This is a genomic window from Nonomuraea sp. NPDC052129 (genome assembly GCF_040680095.1).
In the GTDB taxonomy this organism is placed as follows: domain Bacteria; phylum Actinomycetota; class Actinomycetes; order Streptosporangiales; family Streptosporangiaceae; genus Nonomuraea.
The window spans coordinates 617,837-642,028 of sequence record NZ_JBFAVX010000002.1; the positions used below are offsets into that span (position 1 = coordinate 617,837).

The window sequence follows — 24,192 nt, forward strand, 5'->3', positions numbered from 1 at the left end:
TCCGGTGACGAGCCGTCCCTCTCAGGCCGGGTCGCTGTAGTCGGTGGCGGCATAGACCTTCAGCAGCCTCTCGACTCCGTGCAGGAAGGTCTCGCAGATCAGCACCGGGTCGAACAGGCAGCCGGCGGCCATGGCGCCGTCGCGCATCATCACGAAGTGGCGGGCGGCGGGCTCGGCGCCGGTCTCCTGGATCTTGGTCAGCAGCTCCGTGACGGTTTCCAGGAACCATTGGCGGTGGGCGAGGACGGCTTTGTGCACCGGGGACTCCGGGGCGGGATATTCGGCGGCGGCGTTGAGGAAGGCGCATCCCCGGAATCCGGGGGACCGGATGCCTTGGGCGATGGACTCGCTGAGGGCCCGGATGGTGCCGGCGGCCGGTAGTCCGGCGGTGACGGCCTCGTCCGCCTGGCCCCGCATGGCCCGGTCGACCTCGTTCAGGTAGGCGAGGACAAGGTCTTCCTTGCCGGGGAAGTGCCGGTAGAGGGTGGCCCGCGTCACCTGCGCTTCCGCGACGATGCGATCGATGCCGACGGAGTGGATGCCCTCCGTGTAGAAGAGCCGGGTAGCGGTGTTGAGCAGCCGGGACCGCGCTTCAGACGGCCGGCCTTCGGATGGGGTGGGCATGCCGCCAGCCTAGCGGATAGAACGTTCGGTCTTGACAGGCTGCGCCACAGATTGCCATGCTGTGCCGCGATAGAACGTTCGGTCTAGCGGAGGGAGCGCTGAGGCGCTCTCCTCCTCACTCATCCGCCGAAAGGATCATCATGAGCACTATCGCCGCGTCGCCCGGTATTTCCGGGACCGCGTCCGCGCTGCGGCGGCTGTACTTCGTCCGGTTCGCGTTCGCCATCGTCTGGGCCCTCGTGATGTTCACGACCGCCTCGAACCTGGGCCCGCTCGCGGTCACCCTGCTCGTGCTCTACCCGCTGTTCGACGTGGCCGCCGCCGTCATCGACGCCCGCGCGTCGCGCGCCACCGGATCACCTGCCCTGCTGTACGTGAACGTCGCCGTCAGCCTGATCACCGCCATCGGTGTGGCCATCGCCTGCGCGTCCGGCATCCCGGCGGTGCTGCGCGTGTGGGGCGCCTGGGCGGTCGTTGCCGGGCTGGTCCAGTTGATCGTGGGTGTCACCCGACGCAAGATGGGCGGCCAGTGGCCGATGATCATCAGCGGCGGCGTCTCCGTACTCGCCGGTGCGTCGTTCATCGTCGGCGCCGCCGCGGCCAACCCGACGCTGACCAACGCGGCCGGCTACGCCATCCCCGGCGGCGTCTTCTTCCTCATCTCGGCCTTCCGCCTCGGTCGCGCCGCGAAGGGGAACTGACGTGGACGGCGAAACGTACGACGTCGTCGTCATCGGGGCCGGTCCGGTCGGGGAGAACGTCGCCGACCGGGTGGTGCGGGGCGGCCTGAGCGCCGCCGTCGTCGAGCGTGAGCTCGTCGGCGGAGAATGCTCCTACTGGGCCTGCATGCCGACCAAGGCGTTGCTGCGCAGCGCGGCGGCGTTACGGGCGGCGCGTCAGTTGCCGGGTGCGCGCGAGGCGGTGACCGGTGGTCTCGACGCGGCCGCGGTGCTGGGCCGGCGGGATGGTTTCGCCTCGTACTGGAAGGATGACGGTCAGGTCGGCTGGCTCGATTCGGCCGGGATCGCCCTGCACCGTGGCCAGGGCCGGATCGTGTCCGCGGGCGTGGTCGAGGTGACCGGCGACGACGGCGTCCCCATCACGTTGACGGCCCGGCACGCGGTGGTCATCGCGACCGGAAGCGGCGCACTACTGCCCGACATTCCCGGTTTGCGGGAGGCCGCGCCGTGGACCAGCCGGGAGGCGGCCGCGGCCGCCGGGGTACGGATCCGCGTCGTCGACTACGACCTGGGCGCCGTCGCCGGATCCGCCCTGCACGCCGACGGATACCGGGGGCACGCCCGCATGGTCGTCGACGAGGACCGGAAAGTGATCGTCGGCTTCACGCTCGTGGGTCCGGACGTCGCGGAACTGCTGCACGCCGCGACGATCGCGGTCGTCGGCGAGGTTCCGCTGGACCGGCTGTGGCACGCGGTTCCGTCGTACCCCACGGTCAGCGAGGTGTGGCTGCGGCTGCTGGAGGCGTACGGCCGCTGACCGTACGCTCACCAGGGTGCCGCCGCCTGCGGGAACGGTGGAGCGGTCGAGCGCGGCGATCAGGTGGCGTGCGTGGGGTCGGATGATCCCCACGCGACGCCCTGGCCGCGGTCCATCGCCGTGATGGCCCGCATGTCCTCGTCGTCGATGGCGAAGGAGAACAAGTCCGCGTTCTCGCGCATACGTGCGGGGTTGGTGCTCTTGGGCAGGACCGGGTACCCGTTCTGGACGCCCCACCGCAGCAGCAGTCGCGCCTCGGTAACCCCGTACTTGGCGGCAAGGGCCTTGAAGGGTGAATCTCCACTGGCGCTGTCGGCCCGCATCTCATCCGTCTTGCCACTGTGATGGCCCGGGGCGGTCCGCCAGGTCGAGAGTGGCACCAAGCTGCTGTAGGCGATGGGAACGATGCCGTTCTCGTCGAGAAAGCGTACAAGTTCGGGCTTCTGAGACCACGGGTGCAGTTCGATCTGGTTCGCGTGTGGCAAGGGGAGACCCGCCGCGGTCAGTTCCTCGATGTGCGCGGCACTGAAGTTGGACACGCCGATCGCCCGCGCCCTGTGCTTCTCGAACAGCTCGACCAGCGCACGCCACTGCTCCAGGCGCTGCGCCCGGTTGAACGGCGCGTGGATCAGGTACAGGTCGACGTGGTCGAGGCCGAGTCTCTGGAGACTCGCCTCGAAGGCGTCGACGGCCTGCTGCGTCGACTTGAAGGACTCGTCTCCGTCTCCCGGCCACAGCTTGGTCGTGATGAACAGGTCGTCGCGGGTGAGCCCCTCGGCGGCCATCCCGCGGCGAAGGCCCTCACCGACGCCGCGTTCGTTCTGGTAGACCTCCGCGGTGTCGATGTGGCGGTAGCCGGCGCGCAGCGCCGCCTCGACGGCGTCGGCGGCCTCCGCGTCGGGGATGAGGTAGGTGCCGAACCCGAGGAGCGGGATGTCGACCCCAGGTGCGAGTGTCCTGCTGTGCGAGGTGGTCACGGGTCCTCCTGGATGTGTGCTCGGGTCGCGGCCATGACGCGACGCGAGTCGGCGGCCTGGCAGTTGTCGTCACCTTCGACGCGTCGCCCGGAAGGTATGAGCCGACCCTTCTGGCCTGCGGCTTTGCGCCCACGAGTGATCTGTTTCCGACTCTAATGCCGGATGGCGGGTCCTACCGCGAGGCAGGGGGGTACTTCTAGGGACCCCCTTCGCGGGTCTCCTTGACCGGGAGCCGGGTTTACCTGGAGCCCCTGTCTTGGGCGCTGGGGGTTTCTGCCAGTACCCCTCACAGCGGAGACTCCCAGGTCACAGCTGTTTTGCGTTGCATAGTCAGTGGTCGGCTCTGCCTGGCCATGGATGCGGGGACTCCGGTCGGCGCTCCACCACACGCCATTCGACTGAAGGGGAGAAGATCATGAAGATCGCGGTCCTGGGCACGAGAATGGTCGGCTTCGTCGCCGGCGAGGACGCCGGCGCCAAGGAGAGCGTGAAGAGCCTGCTCCGCGAGTTCGGCTGGCCCGACGAGGTGATCCTGGATCTCGGCGGCATCCGCGCCGCCCGCGCTACAGAGATGTACGCGCCGCTGGTCTCGGCCGCGCTGGGGACGTACGACTTCAATGTCGCGATCGTCCGCAAATAGCCGCCCGTCGCTTCTGTCCTGTGAAAGGGACTCTTCGTGCCCTCCATGCCCGACCGCCGGATGACTCCGGCGCGCACACTCGTCTTCGCGATCGCCGCCGGTCTGGCCGTCGGCAATCTCTACTGGGCGCAGCCCCTGATCGAGATCATCGCCGCGTCCCTGGGGGTGTCGTCATCGAGCGCCGCGACGCTGGTGACGGTCACCCAGGTCGGATACGCCTTCGGGATCTTCCTCCTCGTGCCGCTGGGAGATGTCCTCAACCGGCGACGGCTCATCCCCCTCGTCCTGACGCTGTCGGCCGTGGCGCTCCTGGGCGCGGCCCTGGCCCCGACGTTCCCGGTGCTTCTCGCGCTGCTCGGCGGCGTAGGGCTGACGACCGTCGGTGCGCAGATGCTGACCCCGCTGGTCAGCGAGCTCGCCGAGCCCGAGCGTCGCGGACGCGTCGTCGGCACCGTGGCGTCCGGCATTTACATCGGCATCCTGCTCTCGCGCACGATCAGCGGGTTCGTCGCGGACTTCCTCGGTTGGCGGGCGATCTTCGTGATCGCGGCCGCGGCGACGCTCGTCCTCGCCGTCGTGCTCCGTAAGGTGATCCCGCCCCTCGAACCCCGCGAACCCGTCCCCTACCTGCGCCTTCTGAGGTCGGTCTTCACCACCGTGGTGCGCCACCGCGCAGCGCTCCCGACTCTGGTCATCTGCGCCGCGAGCTTCGCGGTGTTCTCGCTGTTCTGGACGTCGCTGACCTACCTGCTGACAGCGGCGCCGTTCACCTACTCGGCCGGCCAGATCGGCCTGTTGGGCCTGGCCGGAGTGGCCAGCGCTTTCGCCGCGCGGCGAGCCGGCGTCCTGCACGATCGGGGATGGTCGGTTCCTGCCACCGGTGCCGCCCTGGCCGTACTGGCACTGTCGCTGGTCGCCGGCTGGGCCGCCAGCACTTCGATCATCGTGCTGATCGTGGTCGTCGTCGTCCTTGACATGGCCGGGCAGTCCATCGTGGTGCTCGGGCAGACCCGGCTGTTCGCCCTGCCCGGTTCCGACCGCAGCCGACTGAACACCGCCCTCGTCGTCAGCAACTTCCTGGGCGGCGCCATCGGATCGGCCGCCGCAGGCCCCCTGTGGGCATCCGGCGGCTGGGCGGCGATCATGGCCGCCGCTCTGGCCGCCGCCCTTCTCGGTCTCGTCGGGTGGGCGCTTACCCGCAGCCGGCTGAAGGAGGCAGGTTCCCCTGCGGGGGTTTCCGCGCCGTACGCCGAGAAGCCGAACGCGTCCCTGTGATGCGCGTCCCACGCCGAGAAGACCTCTGTGGGGGGTACTGGCAGGGACTCTCACGCGCCCTCACCGGCCGCTACATCCTTCCTATGCTGGGGTAATGGACAACCGGGCCGAGGTCAGCACCTTCCTGAGATCCCGCCGCGACAAGATCACGCCGGAGGAGGCGGGCCTGCCCGCGTACGGGCAGCGGCGCGTGCCCGGCCTGCGCCGAGGCGAGGTCGCGACGCTGGCCGGGGTCAGCGTCGAGTACTACACCCGCCTGGAACGCGGCAACCTCGGCGGTGTCTCGGACAGCGTCCTGAACGCCCTCGTCCGGGCATTGCGCCTGGACGACACCGAACGCGACCACCTGTACGCCCTGGCACACGCGGCCAACGCCCGGCCCCTCCACGAGCGGCCCCGCCCCAAACAGGCCGCCGTGCGGCCCAGCGTGCTGCGCATCATCGAAGGCCTGCACGACCAGCCGGCCTACATACGCAACAACCGCATGGACATCCTGGCGGCCAACCCGCTGGCCCGCGCCCTGCACTGTGAGTGCTTCGAACAGGAGCCGGCCAACTGCTGCCGCTTCGTCTTCCTCGATCCCCGGGCCAGAACGTTCTACCTCGAATGGGAACGCGTCGCCCGCGACGGCGTCGGCGTCCTGCGGGTCGAAGCCGCCAAGAACCCCTACGATCGCGAACTGTCGAACCTGATCGGCGAGCTGTCCACCCGCAGCGACGCCTTCCGCACCCTGTGGGGCGCCCACAACGTGCACGTCTACACCAGAGGAACCAAACGCTTCCACCATCCGGTGGTCGGCGCGATGGAGCTGAGGCACGAGTCCCTGGACCTGCCCGGCGATGAAGGCTTGTCCATCACCGTCTACAGCGCTGATCCCGGCACACCGGCCGCGGACGCTCTGCAGCTCCTGGCCAGCTGGGCAGCGACCCAGGAACACGACAAAGCCGCCGCCCACGCCGACACCAAACGCTGACATCCGGCCCAAGAGGGCGTTTGACCATCGGGTGCGGCCCTCGACGGATTTGTCGGGGGCCGCATGGTTGATGGCGCTAGAAGTCGAAGATTCCGTTCTTCGCGCCCGCTATGAACTTGTCCCAGACGGCCCGACGGACCACCCAGGGCTCGGCGTCTGGTTGCTCAGTGTCGCGCAGGGCGACGCGGCCGTCGGACAGATGCTTGGCTTCAAGGCACTCGCCGCCCTGGCCGCTTGACGCGGTGATCCATCCTGTGGGGCTCGCGATCTCTCGCCCGATCTTCTCGCTCAACTCCATGCCGCCACTCTCCCCTTGATCCGCTGCATTGACAGGTACTCGGGAAGTGCCGCCTTGCGTATGCATTCGAGCCGATCCACCAGTCGCTTGATCTCGGCGGGTTTGTCGATGACGTGACCGTGGAGAGCGGATTCGACATACGCAGCGATCGTCACTCCATTCTCCTGGGCGAGAACGACCGGCCCCACCAGGGCTGCCGTGCACAGAGCTTCGTATGGGACGAGTTGGACGCTGAACCAGTTGTTCTCGGCCATGGCGATCAGATGTTCCCCGAGGTCGTCGGCGATGTGCGGATCTATGCCGCTAGCTGGCTGGTCAGGGAGCTGCCTGAAGCCGTCGACGATGCGAATCTTCTGGATAACGTACGACTTCTAGTTACCGAAATCGCCACCAACGCAATAAAGCATACTATTTCCGGCCGCTGGAGAAATGGAGCTTTTCGCGTCCGCATGTGGCTCGGCAGCGGCGGCCGGATCCGTGTCGAGGTCAGAGACCAGGGCTGGTGGTCGGGGCCACGACTCAGCGAGGACTCGAACGAGACCGGCGGGCGAGGGCTGCAGATCTTGGCGGCCGTGGCGACGAAATGGGGTGTCAGAAGGCACTTGTTCGGCCGGACCGTATGGTTTGAGCTGGACCCTATCGCGGCGAGCATGGCGTACCTGGACGCGCCAGGGCAGATCGTCGATCAGGCAAGCGGGCGGGTGATCAGGAGCCACGGCTGAGCAGCCGGCCTATCCGGTCGGCGACGAGGTGCGGTTGCTCGGCCTGGATGAAGTGTGCCGAGTCGACGACTTCGTGGCCCCCGTCGGGCAGGGTGTCGGCGTACAGTCGCTGGTGCTCGCGGATGGCGGCGTTCTGGCGCTCCCGCCCTTTGGCGGCGCGCGCCGCCGACAGCACGATCGTCGGGCATTTCGGGAGCTGGGGCGGGTGGGCGCGGAACTGCGGGATGGCGGCGGCCACCGCCCGCATCTCCTTGCGGGTCTGAGCGGTCCCGGCGGGGGTGAAGTTCTCGGCGAGCATGGCCTGGTAGGTGTCGGCGGAGAACAAGGGCCGGACATTACCGCTGAACAGCCGCGCCAAGAGGCGGAAGCGGCTGAGCGTCTGCGTCACAGCCAGCATGCGGTCGATCTTCTTGGTGGTCTGGTCCCACGTGTCGTACACCGGCGAGGTCTCCGGTGTGGGGTCGACCAGCAGGAGTCCCCGCAGCCGGGATCCGAGGCGCTCGGCGGCGCGGCGGGCGACCAGCCCGCCCATGCTGTGCGCGACGAGCACGAACTCGCCCGGGACGACGGCCTCGATCATCGCGATCAGGTCGGCGGCCAGGTCATCGATGCTGAGCTGCTGGGTGGTACGGCCGCTGAGCGCGCGCCCGGCGCGGTCGTAGGCCACCAGCCGCGCCTGGTCGGCCAGTGGTGGCAGCACCGGGTCCCAGAAGGTCCGGCCGCATCCGCTGCCCGCCTCGAAGACCACCCAGTCCTGTCCCTGGCCGGACTCCTCGACATAGACGGTCCGGCCGTTCACGGGCACCAGCTGTCCAGGGGCGTCTCGCATGGCTCCTCCTTCGAACGCAACGTTTTCATTTTGGATAACGGTATCTCATATGAAATCGTTGAGCCATGGATCCTGTCGAGCAGTTGTTGCACCCGGTGCGGCTGCGCATCGTGCACGCCCTGTCCGCAGCGGGCGCGCTGACGATCGCGCAAATGTGCGCCCGCATGCCCGAGGTGCCGAAGATCACGATGTACCGGCAGGTCGCCCAGCTGACCGAGGGAGGGTTCCTGGAAGTGGACGGCGAGCAGCGGGTCCGCGGCGCCGTCGAGCGCCGCTACCGGCTGCGTCAGGACCGGCCCAGGATCGGCGCCGGCGAGGCCGCCACGATGTCGCTCGACGACCACCGCCGGGGATTCGCCGCGGCCATGGCCGTCCTGATCGCCGAGTTCAACGCCTACCTGGACCGCGACGGCGCCAGCCCGGAGGCCGACTCGGTCTCCTACCGGCAGGGCACCGTCTGGCTGAGCCCGGAGGAGCTCGCTGAAATGCTGGCCGACCTGCTCGTGGTGCTGCGCGACCGGCTGGCCAACACACCCTCGCCAGACCGCACGCCGTACCTCCTCAGCGCGATCTTGTTCCCTGCCGAGCAGCCGCCCGCGCCTGAAGTCGGTGGTTAGCCCCGACCCAAAGCGCGCACGACGCCCCTCGATGGCGATCCGGCCGATATCGTGCGGCCATGACCGATCATGTCCAGCGCCCACTGCTGTTCCTGGACGTCGACGGGACGCTCCTGCCCTGTGGCGGCGGATGGCGCCCGTCAGCCCTCGATGAGTGGGCGGCATGGCAGGACGCGGCCAATCCGCAGTTGGCGAAGATCGATCCCGCACACGGTCCGCGGCTGCTGGCGCTGTCCTGCGAGCTCATCTGGGCCACCGCGTGGATGCACGACGCCAACGAGGTGATCGCTCCGCTGCTCGGCCTGCCGGAGCTCCCGGTGGCCGACCTCCCGGACGCCCCTGAGGAAGACGACCCTGGTGTGCTGCACTGGAAGACGCAGGCTCTCGTCGAGGCGGCAGCCGGCCGCCCGTTTGTCTGGGTCGACGATGAGATCACCGACCTCGATCGGATATGGGTCGCCAGACACCATCGCGGACCGGCTCTTCTTCACCGCGTCGACTCCGCGAACGGTCTCACCCACGAGGACTTTGCGATACTCGACGCCTGGCTTCGGGAGACGTCCAGCAACCCGTGACCCGCGAAACTCAGCTGTCGAGAATGCGCAGGTCGTTGACCGTGTAGGACAGGGACGCGCGGAATCCCATCCCGGTGCGTACAGGAGCGAGCGCCGCCAATTCCTCACCACGTGCGGGAAGGAAGGACAATTCCCCCGCACCGCTCCAGGCGTTGTCGACTCGGACGTCGTCGAAGACGGCCATCACCAACTCGTGCACGGCGGGCTTGTCGTGCCGGCCGGCGCTGAGTTGGGGGAAGTGGCGCAGGTTGACGGTGGGCCGGGACAGCAGCGCCGCCGCGTCGGAGACGGGCTGGTCCAAGGTGACCAGGGCCTCGGCGACGCGCTGGCCGGCGGCCGAGGCGGTGGCGGCGAACCGGCCGCCCGGGCCGACCTGCGGAGTGGCTGGGCCTTGCGCGGCGAAGGCTCTGGTCTGGTGTACGGTTCCGAGCTTCTTGGGGAAGCCCTGGATCCACCCGCGGGCCAGAGCGGCGTCGTTATCGACGTAAATGTACGGGCACCAGGCGACGGGCGTTTCCTGCCACATGGCGTCGATGAGGACCATGAACTCGCGGTACTGGCTGCGTACCGGATCGAGGTAGTCCTGGCCGGCGGCGGAGAACTGCCAGTCGATGAACATGGCGGTGGCATGTCCGGACGCGGACGGATCCGGAGTCAAGCCCGGAGGTAACGTGGCGGCCGCGGCTTCGGAGGTGGTCCAGAACTCCACCCCGATCACGTCACCCGCATAGTGCCAAGGGGGTGCGCCAACCAGGTTGGCCTCGCCGCGCGGGGAGAGGGGAAGGGTGTAGCCGTGCAGCATGGAATGCCTCCAAAAGGGATGATGCGCTTCATTTCACAGTGAGCCTCGACCGCGAGCGGCTCGTGACCAACAATGGGCCCTGGTGCCACATATGCACCATGAAGTCAGCACAGGCGGGAGCTGGACTTGGGCGAGGCGACCTTCACGATCCTGGGCCCAGTGGGAGTGCGCTGGCCAGACGGGCGGGAAGCCTCGTTGAGCGGCAAGCAGCGCGCCGTGCTGGCCAGCCTGCTGCTCCATGTCAACGTCCTGGTCTCCAAGCAACGGTTGATGGAGGCGCTGTGGGAGGTTCCTCCCGCCTCGGCCGTTTCCAACCTCCAGACCTACATCGCCCAGTTGCGCCGAGCCCTCCCGTCAGGCACCCGGCTTACCACCAGAGCAGCGGGATACCTCTTCGAGGCGACTCCCGAGGAGGTGGACCTGCTCGCCTTCGAACAGACGGTACGGCTGGCGGAGACCGAGCATGCCCAGGGAAACGTCTGGGGTGCGGTCCATCAGTACGAGCGAGCGCTCTCGTTATGGCGCGGGAAGCTGGCCGAAGGGACCGAGCTCGCGGGTCCCGCGCTCGCCCGTGCCACCCAGGTGGAAGAGCGGCGCGCAGCCGTACGGCTGCGCTGGGCCGAGATGAAGCTCGGCCTGGGCCGGTCGGCGGAGGTGGTCGAAGATCTCCGCGCCTTCGTGGCCGAGCAGCCACTGAGCGAACCTGCGTGGCGTCTGCTCATGCTGGCCCTTTCGCAGGCCGGGCAACGTGATGCGGCCCTGGACGCTTACCGGCGCGCCCGCGCGGCGCTTGTCGACCAGCTCGGCATCGAGCCCGGCCGGCAGCTTCAGCGACTCCAGGCCGACATCCTGGCCGACACCGTGATCGTCAAGGAGCCGGAAACGTGGCAGCGAATCTGCCAGCTTCCGCCGGCCATCGCGGACTTCGTGGGAAGAGCTGAAGAGCTCGGTCATGTGATCACGGCATTGCACCCGGCGGCCGACCGCACCGCGCCGGCTATCGCCGTACTGACCGGGCCGCCCGGCGTGGGCAAGAGCACCCTGGCCGTGCACGCCGCCCACCGGCTTCGCGACCATTTTCGCGACGGTCAGCTCTACCTGAGCCTCAGGACCGGTAACACCGCACGCGAGCCCGCCGCTCTCCTCGCCGACGCGCTGCGCTCGTTGCGGCTGCCGGGGCCGGAGATCCCAGACTCCACCGAAGCCAGAGCGGCGCTTTATCGGTCGCTGCTGGCCGATCGAGCCGTGCTCATCGTCCTCGATGACGCCCAGGACGAGGGTCAGGTGCGCTGCCTGTTACCCGGTACGCCGCGCAGCGCCGTTCTGGTCACCAGCCGAGGCCCGCTCTCCACCGTGGCAGGCGCCGCTCGCATACCGCTCGATGTGCCGTCCGAGGTGGCGGGCCGGTCGCTGCTGGAGCGGATCGCCGGAGCGGATCGGGTACGGGCCGAACCCGACGCGGCACGTACGATCGTGCTGGCCTGTGGACGCCTGCCGTTGGCGATCAGGGTGGCCGGGGCCAGGCTCTCCACGAGGCCGAGCTGGCCGCTGCGGGAGCTCGCCACGCGATTGACAGGCGGACGCCCTCTGGATGAGCTGGCTTTGGGCGAGCTGGACATCCGGGAAACCTTCGCCGTGAGCTATCGGCTGTTGCCGGACATGCCCCGCCGCGCCTTCCGGCTGATCGGCCTTGCCGGGATCGACAGCGCCGCGGAGTGGATCACGACGGCGCTGCTGGGCGAATCCTCCCGCGAGGCGGACGCGTCGCTGGAAGCGCTCGTCGCGGCCGGCCTGCTGAGTACCGGTGAAGTCGATCAGAGCGGTCAATCGCGTTACCGCATGCACGATCTCCTGCGGAAATTCGCACGTGAGCGCGCACAGAACGAGGATTCACCTGAGCACCGGGATATGGCGCTGCGACGGCTTGTCGATGAGTGCCTGGCGCGAGTACGTGTCGCGGGTCTGGAATATCCACCACCGGTGGTTCCCCTGATGACGCCGGCGGGGACCAACAGGCCTTCTCAAGGTGGCGCCGAATGGTTGTCCGCGGAGCGGGAGACGCTCTTGACGGTTACCCAGGTCGCGGATTCCGAGTCCGCGGCCGAACTCGCCCTTCGCCTTGCTCCGTTCCTCATCACGAACGGCTTCCAGCCGGACGCCGAATGCCTCCTGCGGAACGTCGCCCAGCGAGCACACACCCATGGCACGGCCATGCTCGCGCACCTCGCCCTGGCCGACATCGAGCTGGAACGGCGGCGCTTCCAGCCGGCGCGGACCATGTTCCAAACAGCGTTCGACCACTTCGACCGGGGGGATGACTCCCATTCGGCTGCCTACGCGCTCACCGGCCTGGTCGCCTGCGATCTCTTGGCAGCAGAACCCGATCAACGATCACAGACCAGCATCCGGGAAGCCCTCTCGCGGTTCAAGTCCGCTGACGGCATCGACAATCTGCTCGACAGCCTGATCGCCATATGCGGAGCACAGCCGCAGGATCATCAGGAAGTCATTCGCATCTTCCGGCAGGCATTACTCCTTGCCCAAAACCCGCAGTGCCGCGAACCCGTCATGCAGTTCCTCCGCACCCTGATCACGGGAATCACCCTCTTTCGCCAAGACGCCCCGCAAACAGCCATCGCTCGTTACCAGGACTGCCTCGACCTCACTCATGACCTGGGCTGGGGTCCGGGCGAACGCTATGCGCTACGCAGGCTGGGCGAGGTCTATCACGCCGTCGGAAGACACGCCGACGCGGTGAACACCATGCACCAGCTGTCGGCCATGTCAGCGAAGGCAGGCGACATGTACGGCGAGGCGCTGTCCGCCTATTTCCTTGGCGAACTCAGCCTTGAACGCGGGGAGCGGCAAGCAGCGGCGGAATACTTCGTACGCTGCCACGACCTCATGAACAGGCACGGCCATCCGACCTGGCCCGCGCGTGCGCGCCATATGATCGACATCGCCCGCGGAGAGCTCTGAACCTGTACCCCTATTGAGGTTGCCCGTCGGGGGAGGCGAGCGGAGTCGCAGGCCGGGACTTCGGCTCGGCGATCGCCGCCGACTCGGCCCGGCTGTCGGTGATGCCGCTGGAACGAGAGGGCGGACAGGCGCAGTTCATCACGCACGCTCAGCCGCCGGTGCCCCAGGGCTCGCTGCTGGAGCCCGTACTGTCGTGGATCGAGGACAACCTCGCCCGGGAGGTGACCCTGGCGGAGATGGCCAGGCGCGGCGGGCTCAGCGAGCGCACCTTCAGCCGCCGCTTCCGGGAGCAGACCGGCACCACTCCGTTGCAGTGGCTCCTACGAGCCCGGGTACGCCGGGCGCAGTTCCTGCTGGAGACCACCGACCACGGCGTCGAGCGCATCGCGACGCAGGCCGGGTTCGGTTCGCCCACCGCTTTTCGGGAGCGGTTCAAGCGCGTCGTCGGCGTCACCCCGCAGGCCTATCGCGCCTCCTTCCGGAGCGCTTAAATCTCCAACCGTCACTCTTCTGCTCGTCGAAGAACTCGAATCCCATGGCCTCGTTGATGGCCAGCATGTGGGCGTTGGAGACGGCGTTCCACGTGATGACGCGCTCGATGTGGGGCTCTCGCTCGCGCAGCCACAGCAGGTTGCCGATCTTGAGAAGCAGGCCCAGGCGGTGGCCCCGGTGCTCGCGCAGCACGGTCGTGTCCCCCTGATAGCCCCAGCTGTCGGAGCGGTCCTCGTCGACCAGGATGCGCGTGTAGCCGGCGGGGGCGCCGTCGGACGTGCGCCTGGCGATCATGGTGTACGGAGTGCGGCCGATGATCGGAAGAGCCTGCTCGCGGGAGCGCACGCGGTCGACGGAGAAGTTCGCGGCCTCGATGTCCGCGTCGCGCGGGGCGTCGTTCATGCCGCCCATCAGCGTGGCCAGGTCCTGCAGCAACTCGGGGCCGGCCGGCCCGACCCAGCGCTCCAGGTGGTAGCCGTCCACCTCGGGCCGCATCCGCTCCAGCGCTGCCCGCGCCGCTCCGGCCGCACCACGAGGGTGAACAGCCGGCCCACGTGGGTGTTGTCGTCCTCGGGCAGCGCCAGCGCGTACCCGCCGACCACCCTGCCGCCCTCGGCCGCCACCCACGCCTCGGACCGCCCGCCCGCCCCGCCCGTACTGACGACGTAGGAGAACCAGGGCAGGGACGGTACGGGGCCGTGGTCGTCGCCGTTGCCGGCCACGAACGCGTCGTACAGGCCCGTGACCAGGTCACCCGGCTGGTCGAAATCGATCGGCTGGATCATCCGCTGCCCATCTCGCACTGAGCCTCCCCGAAGGCCGGTCCATGCCGCCATCAACCTACAGAACCAGCCCCGCCCGCCGCCGCTGAGATTCCTGTTGGCCAGGCTGCCTGGCCTGCCGCCCCGAAGACGCTGGGCCGCCTGTCATCGGTGAACGTCGCCGGACTGATTCAACCGGCGGCCGGCAGGAGAGCGAGCGTCCGGGTGAGCGCGGCGCGACCCCTGCGTAGGGCAGCGGTCCGATCGGTTCCGGCTGGTCCCTGCCATCGGAGATAAACCATGGTGGTGCCATGACGCACGGCCACCGAGACATTCGCGACCACGTACTGATGGGCCGGACGAGACGACGGGTCCCGGCGTCGTATGGCGAAGGTTTCGATCTCGCCTGTCCAGGGTCCTGTGGTGAGAGGCTCGACCCGGTGACTGCCACTCACGTGCGACTTGTCTTCGGTCTCGCAATTCACCCAGTCGCCCCAGTTGAGCGGGCGGGTGCGCGCCTGTTCGGCGGCCTGCTCGTCGGGCAGGAGCAGCACGTCTGTACGTATGGATACCTCGCCGACCAGGCGGCGCCTGATCGTGGGAGCGCCACCGTACACATTCTGGTCGAAACCGGCGGACGGGCAGACGGTGTCGTGTTCGGGATCGAAGGTCTGCCATGCCTTCATGTTCTTGCCGTACGCGGACGGCGCGGGCAACGCCGCAGCCAGGGCGCTCAAGGCCGATCTTGGGGAGGTGCCGGCCGGAGCGGGGCTGTCGGGGTCGCCGCCAACAGCGGCCAACACGGACACTGCCCCGGTTTCCGGGCCGAGCGGGAGCAGGAGCGGGTCCATCGTTCTCCATGACACCTCGGCCAGCAGCCCTCCTCGGGCGGCCACGATCGTCGACATGATGTCCGGGTCGCCATCTTTCGTGTACTCCTCTTCGTTGACCCTGGCCCGCACTCCGTACCATCCCCAGCGATCGAAGTCCGCCAGATCACTGCCCGAATAATCGGATTGGGGCTGGCGGGCGCAGTCTTCCGCGCCGCGACGGGCCTCCCGGACCAGGCGGCTCGCAGTGCCGGGCGATGTGATCCAGAACCTGACGTCCAGCGCTGAGGACACCTCCGGGACGCGTAGCAGGCCGGTGTAGGCCGGAACCCCCTCGGGTGGCAGCGCGTCGAGGCCGTGCTCCGGCCAACAGGAAAACAGAAGGGGGAAGTCCAGGTTTATCGCGGAGGGAACGGCGATGGTGAGGCCCATGTCCTCGAGGCGGCGGTCGACGTCGTCATCCAAGCGGCTCCGCAGCCGCTCAGCGATCTCCTCCGCCGAAGTCGCCGCCTGTACGGGTATCGGCAACAGGGGCGCCATCGGCCGGTCGGCGACGCCTGAGGCTAACAGCAGGGCGGCAGCTGCGGCCGCGACACGCAGCCTGGCAAGATCCACAAGGGGTACGACGCCGGGCGTCCGAGAAAGGTTCGCCTGGGGCGAGGGCCTCGAAGACCGGTCCATGTCGCCATCAACAGTCTCGCCCGCCGCCGCTGAGACGTCCTGTTGGCTAGTCTTCGTGGTGATATTGGAATCAGGGTCAATGTCGCTTTCTGCCCTGATATGGCGTGCGTCAAGTCGGAGGTGATCACGGTGCATCCGGTCTCATGACAGCCCCATCCCGGGGTGTCACGGAGCCGAAAGGTGACCGTATGAGCAAGACCGACAAGACCCGGCCCTGGTGGGTGCGGATCGCCGACGAGTCGATGGTGACCTGTCTGCCCATCCATGATCATCGGTTCGGGCCATGCACGCTTCCCGACGAGATCACCGCCGTCAGCGCGTCCCTGAGCCACCGTACGAGCGGCTGTTACTGGCGTGCCAGCGACCACTACTGGTTCGACTGCGGCGGTGGCGACGGCGGCCGGGAGTGGTACTTCTTCCGGCGCGAAGGGCGCCGCCGTAGCCGTCGCCAGGCGCGCCGCGAACTGCGCGCTTATCACGGCGAAGACTGACGAAATGGCGCGCGTGGCACATACTCCTCGTCATGACTGTGATCGAAACTGAGCGGCTGCTGATGCGGCCGCTGACCGGCGACTACTTCGACGACTACGCCAGCGCGCCGCCGCACGAGCGTAGCCGCCGCCGTGTCGCTGTACGCATCAAGGGAATCCTGGCAGCCCCGGAGCTCAGTGCTCGGACCGGGTGACGAGCCTTTCGATGGTGCGGAGCTCCTGGTCGATTTTCGCGAGAGCGGCGCGGCGGGACCGCGGCTCGCTCGGGCCGGGCGCCGGAGGCTGGCCGCGCCGGTGTTCAAGGTGCGCCAGCAGGGTCTCGTCGCCCAAGGGGCGGGCGGCGAAGGCGATGGCGACGGTGGCGGATTGCATGACGCACCAGCCCTGGCGGAGCCGGGCGTCCATCGCGTCCTCACGGCCGGCGGTGTCCCGCACCAGCAGGCGCAGGAACTCGCCGTGCTGCTCGATGACACGCACCTGGGCGACATCGGGTTCGTAGCGGGGGGTGGAGTGTTCCAGGTCCGCGATGAGCTGCCACACCGCCTCGAAGGGGGCGGCGATGCGGCGCTGCCCGACAGCGGCGCCGGGCAAGGCGGCCGCGAGAATGGCCAGGCGGTCGATCGGGTCGATATCGGATCGCGCGCCGGGATCGTTCACGATTCCCACACCTCCCGGAAGGCGGCCCTGGCCCGATGCAGCCGGGATTTCACGGTTCCTGCGGGGATCCCCAAAGTGGTGGCGATCTCTTGTTCGCTGAGGCCTTCCCGGGTACGCAAGACCAGCACGACGCGCTGGGAGATCGGCAGACGCGCCAGGGCGTCGTCGATGTCCACCAGCCCTTCCAGAGAGGAGGCGTGGCCGCCCGTAAGCGTTCCCTCCGCTGGTTCGTCCGTGGGGGCCTCCAGATCATGCCGGCGGGCGAGCCGGATCGCCGTCCTGACGGTGATCGACCGTACCCAGGTCATGATCGCCTCAGGAGTCTGCAGCGAAGGCAGGCCCCGGAAGATCGCCAGCAGGGCCTCCTGCGTCGCGTCGTCGGCCGCCGCCGGGGCGATCCGTGCGCACAATCGGCGGACGTACGGGGCCAGTTCATCGAGAAGCCGGTCCAAGGCGAGCGCGTCCCCCTGCTGAGCGGCGACGACGTTCCCGGGATCCACGCCAGGAAGATTACAAGAACATCGGCAGGAACCTTTCGCGGGTTCCTCACCACTTTCCAGCTAGGAGGACATCACGCAGAGAGGACCTTCTGGTGAAACCAGATCTGCACATCGTCGGCGCCGGCCTGACCGGACTCACCGCCGCCATCGAGGCGGCCGAACGCGGCTGGCGGGTAACCGTCGCCGAGGCGCATTCCCGGCCGGGCGGGCGGGCACGCACGCTGGCAACCGTCTACCGGGCCAACCTCGGCACCCACGCGATGTACGTGGACGGGCCGTGGTGGGCGTGGCTGGAGCGCCGCGGCCTCACCCCGCCCATCGTGGCGGCGCCGCGCTATGCCGGCCTCGTCCGGGCCGGAGGCCGGCTCGGCCCCTGGCCGGCCGAACTCAGCCAGGCCATCGCCGCGCTACCCGCCGAAGCGCCCGCAGCGGAATCGTTGCGCGCATGGCTGCTCCGGCACGTCGACGCCAAGACGGCCGAAGCCATCATCGGAGTGGTCTTCATCTTCACCTTCGACCACGACCCCGGGCGGCTTTCGGCCGCCTTCGCCCACCAGCGCCTGCGCCGGGCGCTGGCCGGCGGCGTTCGGTACGTGACCGGAGGCTGGTCCACCCTGGTCGATCTTCTGGCCGAGCGAGCCGCCGACCTCGGCGTGCGGATACACACCCAGACCCGGGTATCCGCCCTGCCCGCGGGCCCGACGATCCTGGCCACCAGCCTGGCCACCGCGCGCCAGCTGACCGGCGACCAATCGCTCACCTGGCCCAGCGCCCGCGTGGCAACGGTCGACCTGGGTCTGCGGGTCGACGGCGGCGGCCCGGACTGGTTGCCACAGACCAATCCGCCGCGCCCGGACTGCTGGCCGAGGTCTCAATCGCCGCCGCGCAACTCGCCCTCCAACAGTTCGGTGAAACCCCCAGGCCCGCCCAAACCCTCACGCGAGCCTGACGCATCGAGGCCGATCTGGGTGGGCCAGGCTTGGTGAGAGCGAGCCACGCACGATGAGCACGGTCAGGCGCGTGGCTCGGCGTACTGCCTCGGCAGTGTGAAGCCGCGCGTCTCCAGCACGGTGCGCAGGCGGTCGGGGTAGTCGGTGATGATGCCGTCGACGCCGTCGTCGATGAGCTTGTTGATGGTGGCCTCGTCGTCGATCGTCCACGGGATCACCTTGAGGCCGAGGCGGTGCGCCTGGTCGACCATCTCCCGGGTGACGTAGGCCTGGTAGCCGGGATCGGTCACCTTGCCGTTCTGCGGGCTGCCGTGCACGGGCGAGAACGCGCCGGCGCCGAACGACTTGACGGCCCTGAGCGGGTCGCCGCCGAAGTCGTCGATGTCGATCCCGCCCAGCCAGGGGGAGGCGCCGGGCTTGCCGGTCTGCAGGAAGTCGATGTTCGTCAGCGCCACCAGGGGAAGGCGCGGCTCGACCTGGCGCATCAGCATGAGCGAGCCCCAGTCGAAGCTCTGGATCGTCACCTGCCGCAGCATGTGGGCGCGCCGGATCTCCTCGACCGCCACCCGTACGAACTGCTCGCGGGGCGCGGTCTCGCTCGGCGCGCCGGCCTCCACCTTGGTCTCCACGTTCAGCTTCACGTCGTTCGCACGGTAGCGCTTGACCAGGTCGAACACCTCGCGCAGCAGCGGCATGCGGGCACCCGGCGACGGCCGTTGCCCGGGGAAGTCCGGTAGCGTCCGGGACCCGCAGTCCAGGGTCTGCACCTGGGCGAAGGTGAGCGTGTTCAGGTATTTGCCGACGTACGGGTACTCCGGATCGCCGGGAGTGACCGGGCCGGTGTCCTGGCACTTGCGGGCGTCCACCCGCCGGTCGTGCGTGACGACTGCCTTGCCGTCCTCGGTGATTTGAATGTCCAGTTCGAGCGTGCTCACGCCGACCTGCAGCCCGTTGGCGAAGGATGCGAGCGTGCTCTCCACCACCAGGCCCAGCCCGCCCCGGTGGGCTTGGAGGTCGAACGTACGGCGGCCGTGCCGGTCGAGCCCCGGATCGGCGGCGGCCGGTCCGGGGTAGGCCGCGGCGGCGAGGGTGAGAGCGACGGCCGCCGCTGCGGCGCGCAATCCGATCATCGTCAGTCGTCCTGTTCCTGCGGTCGAACGCGAGAGGACGTACGTCCCGTCCGAGACGGGCGCCTCTCCTACCGCGCACCAGGCTGCCGATCATCTGTGACGGCACGGGGAACGCCCGACGAAGCTTGGCCGACGACTCCCGCCGGCTCAGCATGGACACGATCGTCAGCCGGCGCGAGCCCTACTGTGTCGATGCGGCCTTCCGGGGTGCGGGAAACTGGAGGGATGACCACCGAGAACGGCCGTCCCGGTCCGCCCGTGACCAGTGTCTCCGTCGTGCTGCTGACTCTGGCGCGCCGGATCGAGGCCGAGCTCAACGCCGCTCTGGCCGCGCTCGACCTCACGGTCAGCAAGCTCGGGCTGCTGGGTCACATCGCCGGTGTGCCTGGGGTGTCGTTCAGCGATCTGGCGCGGATGTCGGGGACCACGGTGCAGAGCGCCCACAGCGCGGTGAAGGCGCTGGCCGCCGCTGGGCTCGTGAGTGACAGTGTCGCCCGCGCCGGTTCCGCCTCGACGATCGAGCTCACGCCTGATGGTGCGCGCCTCCTCGAGGCGGCCAAAGAGGCGGTGGCCGGAGTGGATGAGCACCTGTTCGGTCCCGAGTCCGACCCGATCCAGCGGCAGATCGCCGACGCCGTCCGCGCCGCCTTCGAGGCCCGCTAACTGCTTCGGGGGCCGCTGGCTGCGTCGGGGCCCGACTAACTCCTTCGAGCGCCGCTGACTGACTGTTCGCGCGCTGACTGGTCGCGCGGCTTTGTGGCACATCCCGCTCAAACAACCTTCAGCCTGCCTGAAGCTTTCGTGCTAGCCTTCAGGCAACCTGAAGGCTATGAGGGAGTATCCATGGAAGGTCTGTTGCTGTCGATACACGTACTCGCCGGCATCGTGTTCGTCGGCGGATCGGCCATCGCGGCCAGCCTGTTTCCCCGCTATGCACCCGTTACCGCCGACGTCGGCGTGGGTTCGGCGGTCGGCGACGCGCCGACGCAGCTCTCAACCGAGACCGAGCGGAATCGGGCCGTGGCCGCCGCGCTGCACCGAATCACCCGGGGCTACGGTCTCTTCGGCATTGTCGTGCCGGTGGTCGGGATCGCCGCGGCCCTCGTGCAGGGCCGGATCGGCGAGATCTGGATCACCGTGTCCATGATCCTCACCGCGGTGGCGGGCGGCCTGCTGGCGCTGCAGATCTACCCGCGGCAACGCGACGCGCTCGCCACCCCCGACGGCGGCGAACGACTGCGCAAGCTCTCCATGCTCGCCGGGATGTACAACCTGCTGTGGGCGACCGTCGTCGTGCTGATGATCGTCCGTCCCGGCTCGGCCACGGCATGACCCTCCTGCGTACGTTGCGGCTCGCCGCGGCCGTGGAGCTGGTCTCGCTGATGATCCTGCTGGGCAACCTGCTCACCACGCATACGCCGGCGGTCGCGACGCTGGTCGGCCCGCTCCACGGCACGGCCTACCTCGTGATCGTCGTGACCGCTCTGCTCACTCCGGCCGCCCTCCCGGCGGGCGCCCGCCGGCGCGCCGTCATTCCGGGCGTCGGTGGACTGCTGGTTGTACGGCGGATGCGAAACCATTCCCCAGAGACCCAGTAAGGAGCCGTGCCTCGAAAGGCGCGAGGGTGACCGCGTCGGTCGGCTGGTCTCGCTCGTTGACGGTCGCATGCGATGACCAAAGCGTGTTCCTGGCATCAGGAAGCGCGATTCTCTGGTCACGGTCGGAAAGATTCACCGCCACGAGAACCGCGTCTTCGCCGTCACCGCGGCGATAGATGAGATGGTCCGGGTGGGCGGACAACACGGTGATACTGCCTTCGCGCAGTACGGCCAGCTCTTTTCGGAGCGTCAGGAGTTCTTTGCCGAGGGAGAGGACCGAGCCGGGGTCGAATTCCTGGCTCTCGACGCTGAACTCTCCCGCCCACGAAGGTATGGGCAGCCAAGTCTCGACGTCATCGGGACTGAATCCGGCGTGCGCCGGCTTCTCCTGCCACGGCATGGGCATCCGCTGCGGGTCACGGCCGAGGCCGAGACCGGGCGCGCGTAGTTCGGCGCAGTCGCGGGCGTGCGCGCTGTCGACGGGGGAGTCGGGGAGACCGAGTTCGTCGCCGTAATAGAGTGTCGGCGTTCCCTTGAGTGTGAGCAGCAGGGTCAGTGCGCCGGGTACGCGTTCCGTTCCGATTCGACTGGCCAGACGAGAGCGGTCGTGATTGCTCAGTACCCAGTTGGGGTGCGAGCCGGCCGGGAGCGCGGCGTAATAGCGCTGAATGAGTTTCGCCAGGTCGACGCCGTTCCAGGGGGTGTCGATGAGGGAGAAGTTCATCGCGATGTCCAGCCCTCGCGACCCGAGCGCGGCGACGCGTTCGAGTTTGAGATGGAGCTCACCCATCAGCATCCGGTCGGCATAGTCCTCGGTGACCGTGTGCATCTCCGTGAGGAGGCCCGGGAGTTCGGGTTGGTCGGCGGTGTACTTCTGAATCTGCCGCACGGTCGTGTGGGCCGCCGCGCCGCCGATCTCGAACGACTCGCTGCCGTCATCCATCGGATTGTCGCGAAGTCGCGCGTCCTTGATGAGCCGCCAAACCGCGTCCACGCGGAACCCGTCGACCCCACGGTCGAGCCAGAATCTCATCACGTCGAACATCGCGTTTTTGACGTCCGGGTTGCGCCAGTTCAGGCTCGGCTGCTCCGGCAGATGCGCGTGGTAGTAATACTGTCCGGTCGGCTCGTGGAAGGTCCAGGAGGAGCCGCCGAACGCGGAGGCCCAGTTGTTGGGCGGGCTGCCGTCCGGCTTCGGGTCGTGCCAGAGATACCAGTCCCGGTGCGCGCTGTCGCGGCTCGACAGGGCGTCACGGAACCATGGATGCTCGCTGGAGGTGTGCTGGGGCACGTAGTCGAGTACGACACGCAGCCCTCGATCGTGCGCCCCCCGAACGATCCGCTCGAAGGTCGCCAGATCGCCGAACACCGCCCCGACCTCCGTGTATCCGGACACGTCGTAGCCGAAGTCCAGTAGCGGCGAAGCGTAGATCGGGCTCAGCCAGATCGCGGTCACGCCGAGTGCCGCGATGTAGTCGAGGCGGTGCTCCACGCCCCGCAGATCGCCGAACCCGTCCCCGTCGCCATCCTGGAACGACGGCACGTACACCTGGTAGAAGGCCCCTTCGCGCCACCACTGTCCTGGTACCTGGGTGGTCATCCCTTCACCGCCCCCGCGGTGAGGCCGGACACGATCTTCTTCTGGAAGACCAGCACCAGGAGGACGAGCGGGATGGAGATGATCACGGACGCGGCGCTGATCGTGCCGAGCGGCTGCTCGTACTCGCTCGCGCCCGTGAAGAACGCGATGGCGACCGGAACCGTACGCGCCTCGGGGCTGTAGGTGAGCGTGGCCGCGAGCAGGAACTCGTTCCAGGCGAAGATGAAGGCGAGGATTCCCACGGTGGCGATGCCGGGCGCGGCGAGCGGCAGGATGACCTTGTAGTACGCCTGGAAAGGGGAGGTGCCGTCGATGTAGGCCGCCTCTTCGAGTTCCACGGGGATCTCTTTGAAGAAGGACACGAGGGTGTAGATCGACAGCGGCAGCGTGAACGTCAGGTAGGGGATGATCAGCCCGACGAGCGTGTTGTAGAGCCCCAGATCGTTCCACAGGGAGAACATCGGCGCGGCGATCGCGATGCCCGGGAAAGTCGTCACCGAGAGCACGATGCTCAGGATGAGGAACTTGCCGCGCATCCTGAGCCGGGCAAGGGGATAGGCGGCGAACGACGCGACGGCGAGCGCGAGAATGGTCGTCGTCGACGCCACGATGACGGAATTGATCAGGGCGCCCAGGAAATGGCTGTCGCCGAGGATCGCCAGGTAATTCCCGAGAGTGGGGCGCGGCGGGGTGAGACTCGCCGTGGAGAGATCGGGCCCTGCCTTCAGCGAGGTGTTGATGAGCCAATAGAGCGGCACGAGCGAGAAGATCATAACGACGATGACGGCGCACCAGAACAGCGGATTGTGCTCCGCTCCGCGCCGTCGGGGCCGCCGCCGACCGGGGTTCGCCTTGGTCATCGCGAGCCTCCCTTGGCGACCGAACGGATGTTGCCGCCGGCGAAGCGGATATAGATGAAGGACACGAGCATGACGATGGCGAAGGTGAGGATCGACACCGCGGATCCTTCGCCGATCAGCTGGTTGCCGCGCAAGGTCTGGTAGGCCAGTACGGACATCGTCTCCGTGCCATACGCGCCACGCGTCAGCACGAACGGCAGGTCGAAAACGCGCAGCGCGTCGAGCGTCCGGAAAATCATCGCCAAGGCGATCGCCGGCCAGAGCAGGGGCAGCGTGATGCTCAGGAAGTGCCGGAATGCGCCGGCGCCGTCGATCTGCGAGGCTTCGCGCAGATCCGCGGGAATGACCTGGAGCCCGGCGAGCACGAGGAGCGCGACGAAGGGCGCCGTCTTCCAGACGTCCGCCAGGATCACCACCGCCATCGCGTATCCGCTCTGACCCAGCCAGACCACGCCGGAGTCGGTGGCACCGAGGGAGCTGAGCAAGGTGGACACGAGACCCAGGTCCGGGTCGAAGATGGTCCGCCAGGTAATGGCGCTCACGACGGTCAGAATCGCGTACGGCAGCAACACGATGCTGCGCAGCAGCGTCCTGAACCGGAACGCGACGTTCAGCATGAGCGCCATTCCGATGCCGATGACCAGCTCAAGCGGAACCGAGATCAGGGTGAAGAGGAAGGTGTTACCGACGGCTTTCCACCACGCCGGCGAGGTGAGCTGCGCTATGTAGTTTCCGAGGCCGACGGACCGGGAGAGCCCGGGGGTGATGACGCTGTACTGGTGCAGCGAAAGCCAGATCGCGTAGAGCACGGGATAGCCGGCGACGCCGGCCATG

General features: G+C 68.2%; 31 protein-coding genes. 16 read left to right on the plus strand and 15 right to left on the minus strand.

Translation table 11 applies throughout. The annotated features are described in order from the left end of the window. Positions 1-21: 21 nt before the first annotated feature. A complete protein-coding gene (locus AB0L53_RS07490; protein ID WP_363991766.1) occupies positions 22-624 on the minus strand; it encodes a TetR/AcrR family transcriptional regulator in 603 nt (200 codons plus the stop codon). Between the two features lie 140 nt (positions 625-764). Between AB0L53_RS07490 and AB0L53_RS07495 the strand changes: the two genes are divergently transcribed. Both AB0L53_RS07495 and AB0L53_RS07500 read left to right on the plus strand, forming a co-directional pair. Further along, positions 765-1,325, plus strand: a complete 561-nt coding sequence (locus tag AB0L53_RS07495) for a hypothetical protein (RefSeq protein ID WP_363991769.1) — start codon at positions 765-767, stop codon at positions 1,323-1,325. A gap of 1 nt (position 1,326) precedes the next feature. Next, a complete protein-coding gene (locus AB0L53_RS07500; RefSeq protein WP_363991772.1) occupies positions 1,327-2,121 on the plus strand; it encodes an FAD-dependent oxidoreductase in 795 nt (264 codons plus the stop codon). Positions 2,122-2,180: 59 nt separating this feature from the next. Here AB0L53_RS07500 and AB0L53_RS07505 read toward each other — a convergent pair whose 3' ends face one another. After that, on the minus strand, positions 2,181-3,098 hold the full coding sequence (locus tag AB0L53_RS07505) for an aldo/keto reductase (RefSeq protein WP_363991775.1): 918 nt from the start codon (positions 3,096-3,098) through the stop codon (positions 2,181-2,183). 415 nt (positions 3,099-3,513) lie between these two features. Between AB0L53_RS07505 and AB0L53_RS07510 the strand changes: the two genes are divergently transcribed. From AB0L53_RS07510 to AB0L53_RS07520, 3 genes are all read left to right on the plus strand, one after another. Further along, on the plus strand, positions 3,514-3,738 hold the full coding sequence (locus AB0L53_RS07510) for a hypothetical protein (protein WP_363991778.1): 225 nt from the start codon (positions 3,514-3,516) through the stop codon (positions 3,736-3,738). Between the two features lie 45 nt (positions 3,739-3,783). Then, positions 3,784-5,013 carry an MFS transporter gene (locus AB0L53_RS07515; protein ID WP_363991930.1) on the plus strand — a complete coding sequence of 410 codons (1,230 nt, stop codon included), beginning with the start codon at positions 3,784-3,786 and terminating at the stop codon, positions 5,011-5,013. A 94-nt stretch (positions 5,014-5,107) separates the two neighbouring features. Further along, complete coding sequence (locus tag AB0L53_RS07520) at positions 5,108-5,986, plus strand: helix-turn-helix transcriptional regulator (protein ID WP_363991781.1); 879 nt, start codon at positions 5,108-5,110, stop codon at positions 5,984-5,986. A gap of 76 nt (positions 5,987-6,062) precedes the next feature. Here AB0L53_RS07520 and AB0L53_RS07525 read toward each other — a convergent pair whose 3' ends face one another. Together AB0L53_RS07525 and AB0L53_RS07530 are read right to left on the minus strand one after the other, a co-directional pair. Next, positions 6,063-6,284 (minus strand): DUF397 domain-containing protein, encoded by a 222-nt coding sequence (locus tag AB0L53_RS07525; protein WP_363991784.1) that lies wholly within the window; start codon positions 6,282-6,284, stop codon positions 6,063-6,065. Continuing rightward, a complete protein-coding gene (locus tag AB0L53_RS07530; RefSeq protein ID WP_363991786.1) occupies positions 6,275-6,538 on the minus strand; it encodes a Scr1 family TA system antitoxin-like transcriptional regulator in 264 nt (87 codons plus the stop codon). The genes AB0L53_RS07525 and AB0L53_RS07530 overlap by 10 nt, the downstream gene beginning before the upstream one ends. A gap of 9 nt (positions 6,539-6,547) precedes the next feature. Here AB0L53_RS07530 and AB0L53_RS07535 point away from each other — a divergent pair, with 9 nt between their 5' ends. Then, entirely contained in the window at positions 6,548-7,006 is a 459-nt protein-coding gene (locus AB0L53_RS07535) for an ATP-binding protein (protein WP_363991789.1), read from the plus strand. Here AB0L53_RS07535 and AB0L53_RS07540 read toward each other — a convergent pair. Continuing rightward, positions 6,990-7,835, minus strand: coding sequence for an alpha/beta hydrolase (locus AB0L53_RS07540; RefSeq protein ID WP_363991792.1), 846 nt, complete (start codon positions 7,833-7,835; stop codon positions 6,990-6,992). The two genes, AB0L53_RS07535 and AB0L53_RS07540, sit on opposite strands and share 17 nt — an antisense overlap. Before the next feature lie 65 nt (positions 7,836-7,900). Between AB0L53_RS07540 and AB0L53_RS07545 the strand changes: the two genes are divergently transcribed. Together AB0L53_RS07545 and AB0L53_RS07550 are read left to right on the plus strand one after the other, a co-directional pair. Continuing rightward, complete coding sequence (locus AB0L53_RS07545) at positions 7,901-8,452, plus strand: helix-turn-helix domain-containing protein (RefSeq protein WP_363991794.1); 552 nt, start codon at positions 7,901-7,903, stop codon at positions 8,450-8,452. A 59-nt stretch (positions 8,453-8,511) separates the two neighbouring features. Continuing rightward, complete coding sequence (locus AB0L53_RS07550) at positions 8,512-9,027, plus strand: HAD domain-containing protein (RefSeq protein ID WP_363991797.1); 516 nt, start codon at positions 8,512-8,514, stop codon at positions 9,025-9,027. Between the two features lie 10 nt (positions 9,028-9,037). On the opposite strand, the gene AB0L53_RS07555 is transcribed toward AB0L53_RS07550, so the two are convergent. Then, complete coding sequence (locus tag AB0L53_RS07555) at positions 9,038-9,829, minus strand: acetoacetate decarboxylase family protein (RefSeq protein ID WP_363991799.1); 792 nt, start codon at positions 9,827-9,829, stop codon at positions 9,038-9,040. 126 nt (positions 9,830-9,955) lie between these two features. Between AB0L53_RS07555 and AB0L53_RS07560 the strand changes: the two genes are divergently transcribed. Together AB0L53_RS07560 and AB0L53_RS07565 are read left to right on the plus strand one after the other, a co-directional pair. Then, complete coding sequence (locus AB0L53_RS07560; protein WP_363991802.1) at positions 9,956-12,808, plus strand: BTAD domain-containing putative transcriptional regulator; 2,853 nt, start codon at positions 9,956-9,958, stop codon at positions 12,806-12,808. Between the two features lie 101 nt (positions 12,809-12,909). After that, complete coding sequence (locus tag AB0L53_RS07565; RefSeq protein ID WP_363991805.1) at positions 12,910-13,299, plus strand: helix-turn-helix domain-containing protein; 390 nt, start codon at positions 12,910-12,912, stop codon at positions 13,297-13,299. Here AB0L53_RS07565 and AB0L53_RS07570 read toward each other — a convergent pair. The 3 genes from AB0L53_RS07570 to AB0L53_RS07580 form a co-directional block, all read right to left on the minus strand. Further along, on the minus strand, positions 13,259-13,795 hold the full coding sequence (locus AB0L53_RS07570) for a hypothetical protein (RefSeq protein WP_363991808.1): 537 nt from the start codon (positions 13,793-13,795) through the stop codon (positions 13,259-13,261). The two genes, AB0L53_RS07565 and AB0L53_RS07570, sit on opposite strands and share 41 nt — an antisense overlap. After that, positions 13,711-14,103, minus strand: coding sequence for a GNAT family N-acetyltransferase (locus AB0L53_RS07575; protein ID WP_363991811.1), 393 nt, complete (start codon positions 14,101-14,103; stop codon positions 13,711-13,713). Before AB0L53_RS07575 ends, AB0L53_RS07570 begins: the two co-directional genes overlap by 85 nt. A 149-nt stretch (positions 14,104-14,252) precedes the next feature. Beyond that, positions 14,253-15,506 (minus strand): hypothetical protein, encoded by a 1,254-nt coding sequence (locus AB0L53_RS07580; RefSeq protein WP_363991814.1) that lies wholly within the window; start codon positions 15,504-15,506, stop codon positions 14,253-14,255. Between the two features lie 254 nt (positions 15,507-15,760). Between AB0L53_RS07580 and AB0L53_RS07585 the strand changes: the two genes are divergently transcribed. Then, positions 15,761-16,063 (plus strand): hypothetical protein, encoded by a 303-nt coding sequence (locus AB0L53_RS07585; protein ID WP_363991817.1) that lies wholly within the window; start codon positions 15,761-15,763, stop codon positions 16,061-16,063. 32 nt (positions 16,064-16,095) lie between these two features. Continuing rightward, complete coding sequence (locus tag AB0L53_RS07590; protein WP_363991820.1) at positions 16,096-16,257, plus strand: hypothetical protein; 162 nt, start codon at positions 16,096-16,098, stop codon at positions 16,255-16,257. Here AB0L53_RS07590 and AB0L53_RS07595 read toward each other — a convergent pair. Both AB0L53_RS07595 and AB0L53_RS07600 read right to left on the minus strand, forming a co-directional pair. After that, a complete protein-coding gene (locus AB0L53_RS07595) occupies positions 16,238-16,720 on the minus strand; it encodes a hypothetical protein (RefSeq protein ID WP_363991823.1) in 483 nt (160 codons plus the stop codon). The two genes, AB0L53_RS07590 and AB0L53_RS07595, sit on opposite strands and share 20 nt — an antisense overlap. Further along, positions 16,717-17,220, minus strand: coding sequence for an RNA polymerase sigma factor (locus AB0L53_RS07600; RefSeq protein ID WP_363991826.1), 504 nt, complete (start codon positions 17,218-17,220; stop codon positions 16,717-16,719). Before AB0L53_RS07600 ends, AB0L53_RS07595 begins: the two co-directional genes overlap by 4 nt. A gap of 92 nt (positions 17,221-17,312) precedes the next feature. On the opposite strand from AB0L53_RS07600, the gene AB0L53_RS07605 reads away from it, so the two are divergent. Further along, the gene (locus tag AB0L53_RS07605) at positions 17,313-18,206 is read left to right on the plus strand and encodes an FAD-dependent oxidoreductase (protein ID WP_363991828.1); all 894 of its coding nucleotides are present in this window, start codon (positions 17,313-17,315) and stop codon (positions 18,204-18,206) included. 26 nt (positions 18,207-18,232) lie between these two features. On the opposite strand, the gene AB0L53_RS07610 is transcribed toward AB0L53_RS07605, so the two are convergent. Continuing rightward, a complete protein-coding gene (locus AB0L53_RS07610) occupies positions 18,233-19,300 on the minus strand; it encodes a glycerophosphodiester phosphodiesterase family protein (protein ID WP_363991832.1) in 1,068 nt (355 codons plus the stop codon). A gap of 225 nt (positions 19,301-19,525) precedes the next feature. Between AB0L53_RS07610 and AB0L53_RS07615 the strand changes: the two genes are divergently transcribed. From AB0L53_RS07615 to AB0L53_RS07625, 3 genes are all read left to right on the plus strand, one after another. Next, positions 19,526-19,963: a MarR family winged helix-turn-helix transcriptional regulator gene (locus AB0L53_RS07615; RefSeq protein WP_363991835.1), complete on the plus strand. Its 438-nt coding sequence runs from the start codon at positions 19,526-19,528 to the stop codon at positions 19,961-19,963. Between the two features lie 180 nt (positions 19,964-20,143). Then, positions 20,144-20,632 carry a hypothetical protein gene (locus AB0L53_RS07620; protein WP_363991837.1) on the plus strand — a complete coding sequence of 163 codons (489 nt, stop codon included), beginning with the start codon at positions 20,144-20,146 and terminating at the stop codon, positions 20,630-20,632. Continuing rightward, a complete protein-coding gene (locus tag AB0L53_RS07625; protein ID WP_363991839.1) occupies positions 20,629-20,898 on the plus strand; it encodes a hypothetical protein in 270 nt (89 codons plus the stop codon). Before AB0L53_RS07620 ends, AB0L53_RS07625 begins: the two co-directional genes overlap by 4 nt. Here AB0L53_RS07625 and AB0L53_RS07630 read toward each other — a convergent pair. Genes AB0L53_RS07630 through AB0L53_RS07640 form a run of 3 tightly spaced genes read right to left on the minus strand, consistent with a single transcriptional unit; the run spans position 20,831 to position 24,191 of the window. Next, positions 20,831-22,498 (minus strand): alpha-amylase family glycosyl hydrolase, encoded by a 1,668-nt coding sequence (locus AB0L53_RS07630; RefSeq protein ID WP_363991842.1) that lies wholly within the window; start codon positions 22,496-22,498, stop codon positions 20,831-20,833. The genes AB0L53_RS07625 and AB0L53_RS07630 overlap by 68 nt on opposite strands. Continuing rightward, positions 22,495-23,358, minus strand: coding sequence for a carbohydrate ABC transporter permease (locus AB0L53_RS07635; protein ID WP_363991845.1), 864 nt, complete (start codon positions 23,356-23,358; stop codon positions 22,495-22,497). The genes AB0L53_RS07630 and AB0L53_RS07635 overlap by 4 nt, the downstream gene beginning before the upstream one ends. Further along, positions 23,355-24,191 carry a sugar ABC transporter permease gene (locus tag AB0L53_RS07640; RefSeq protein WP_363991848.1) on the minus strand — a complete coding sequence of 279 codons (837 nt, stop codon included), beginning with the start codon at positions 24,189-24,191 and terminating at the stop codon, positions 23,355-23,357. Before AB0L53_RS07640 ends, AB0L53_RS07635 begins: the two co-directional genes overlap by 4 nt. Between the last annotated feature and the right edge of the window lies 1 nt (position 24,192).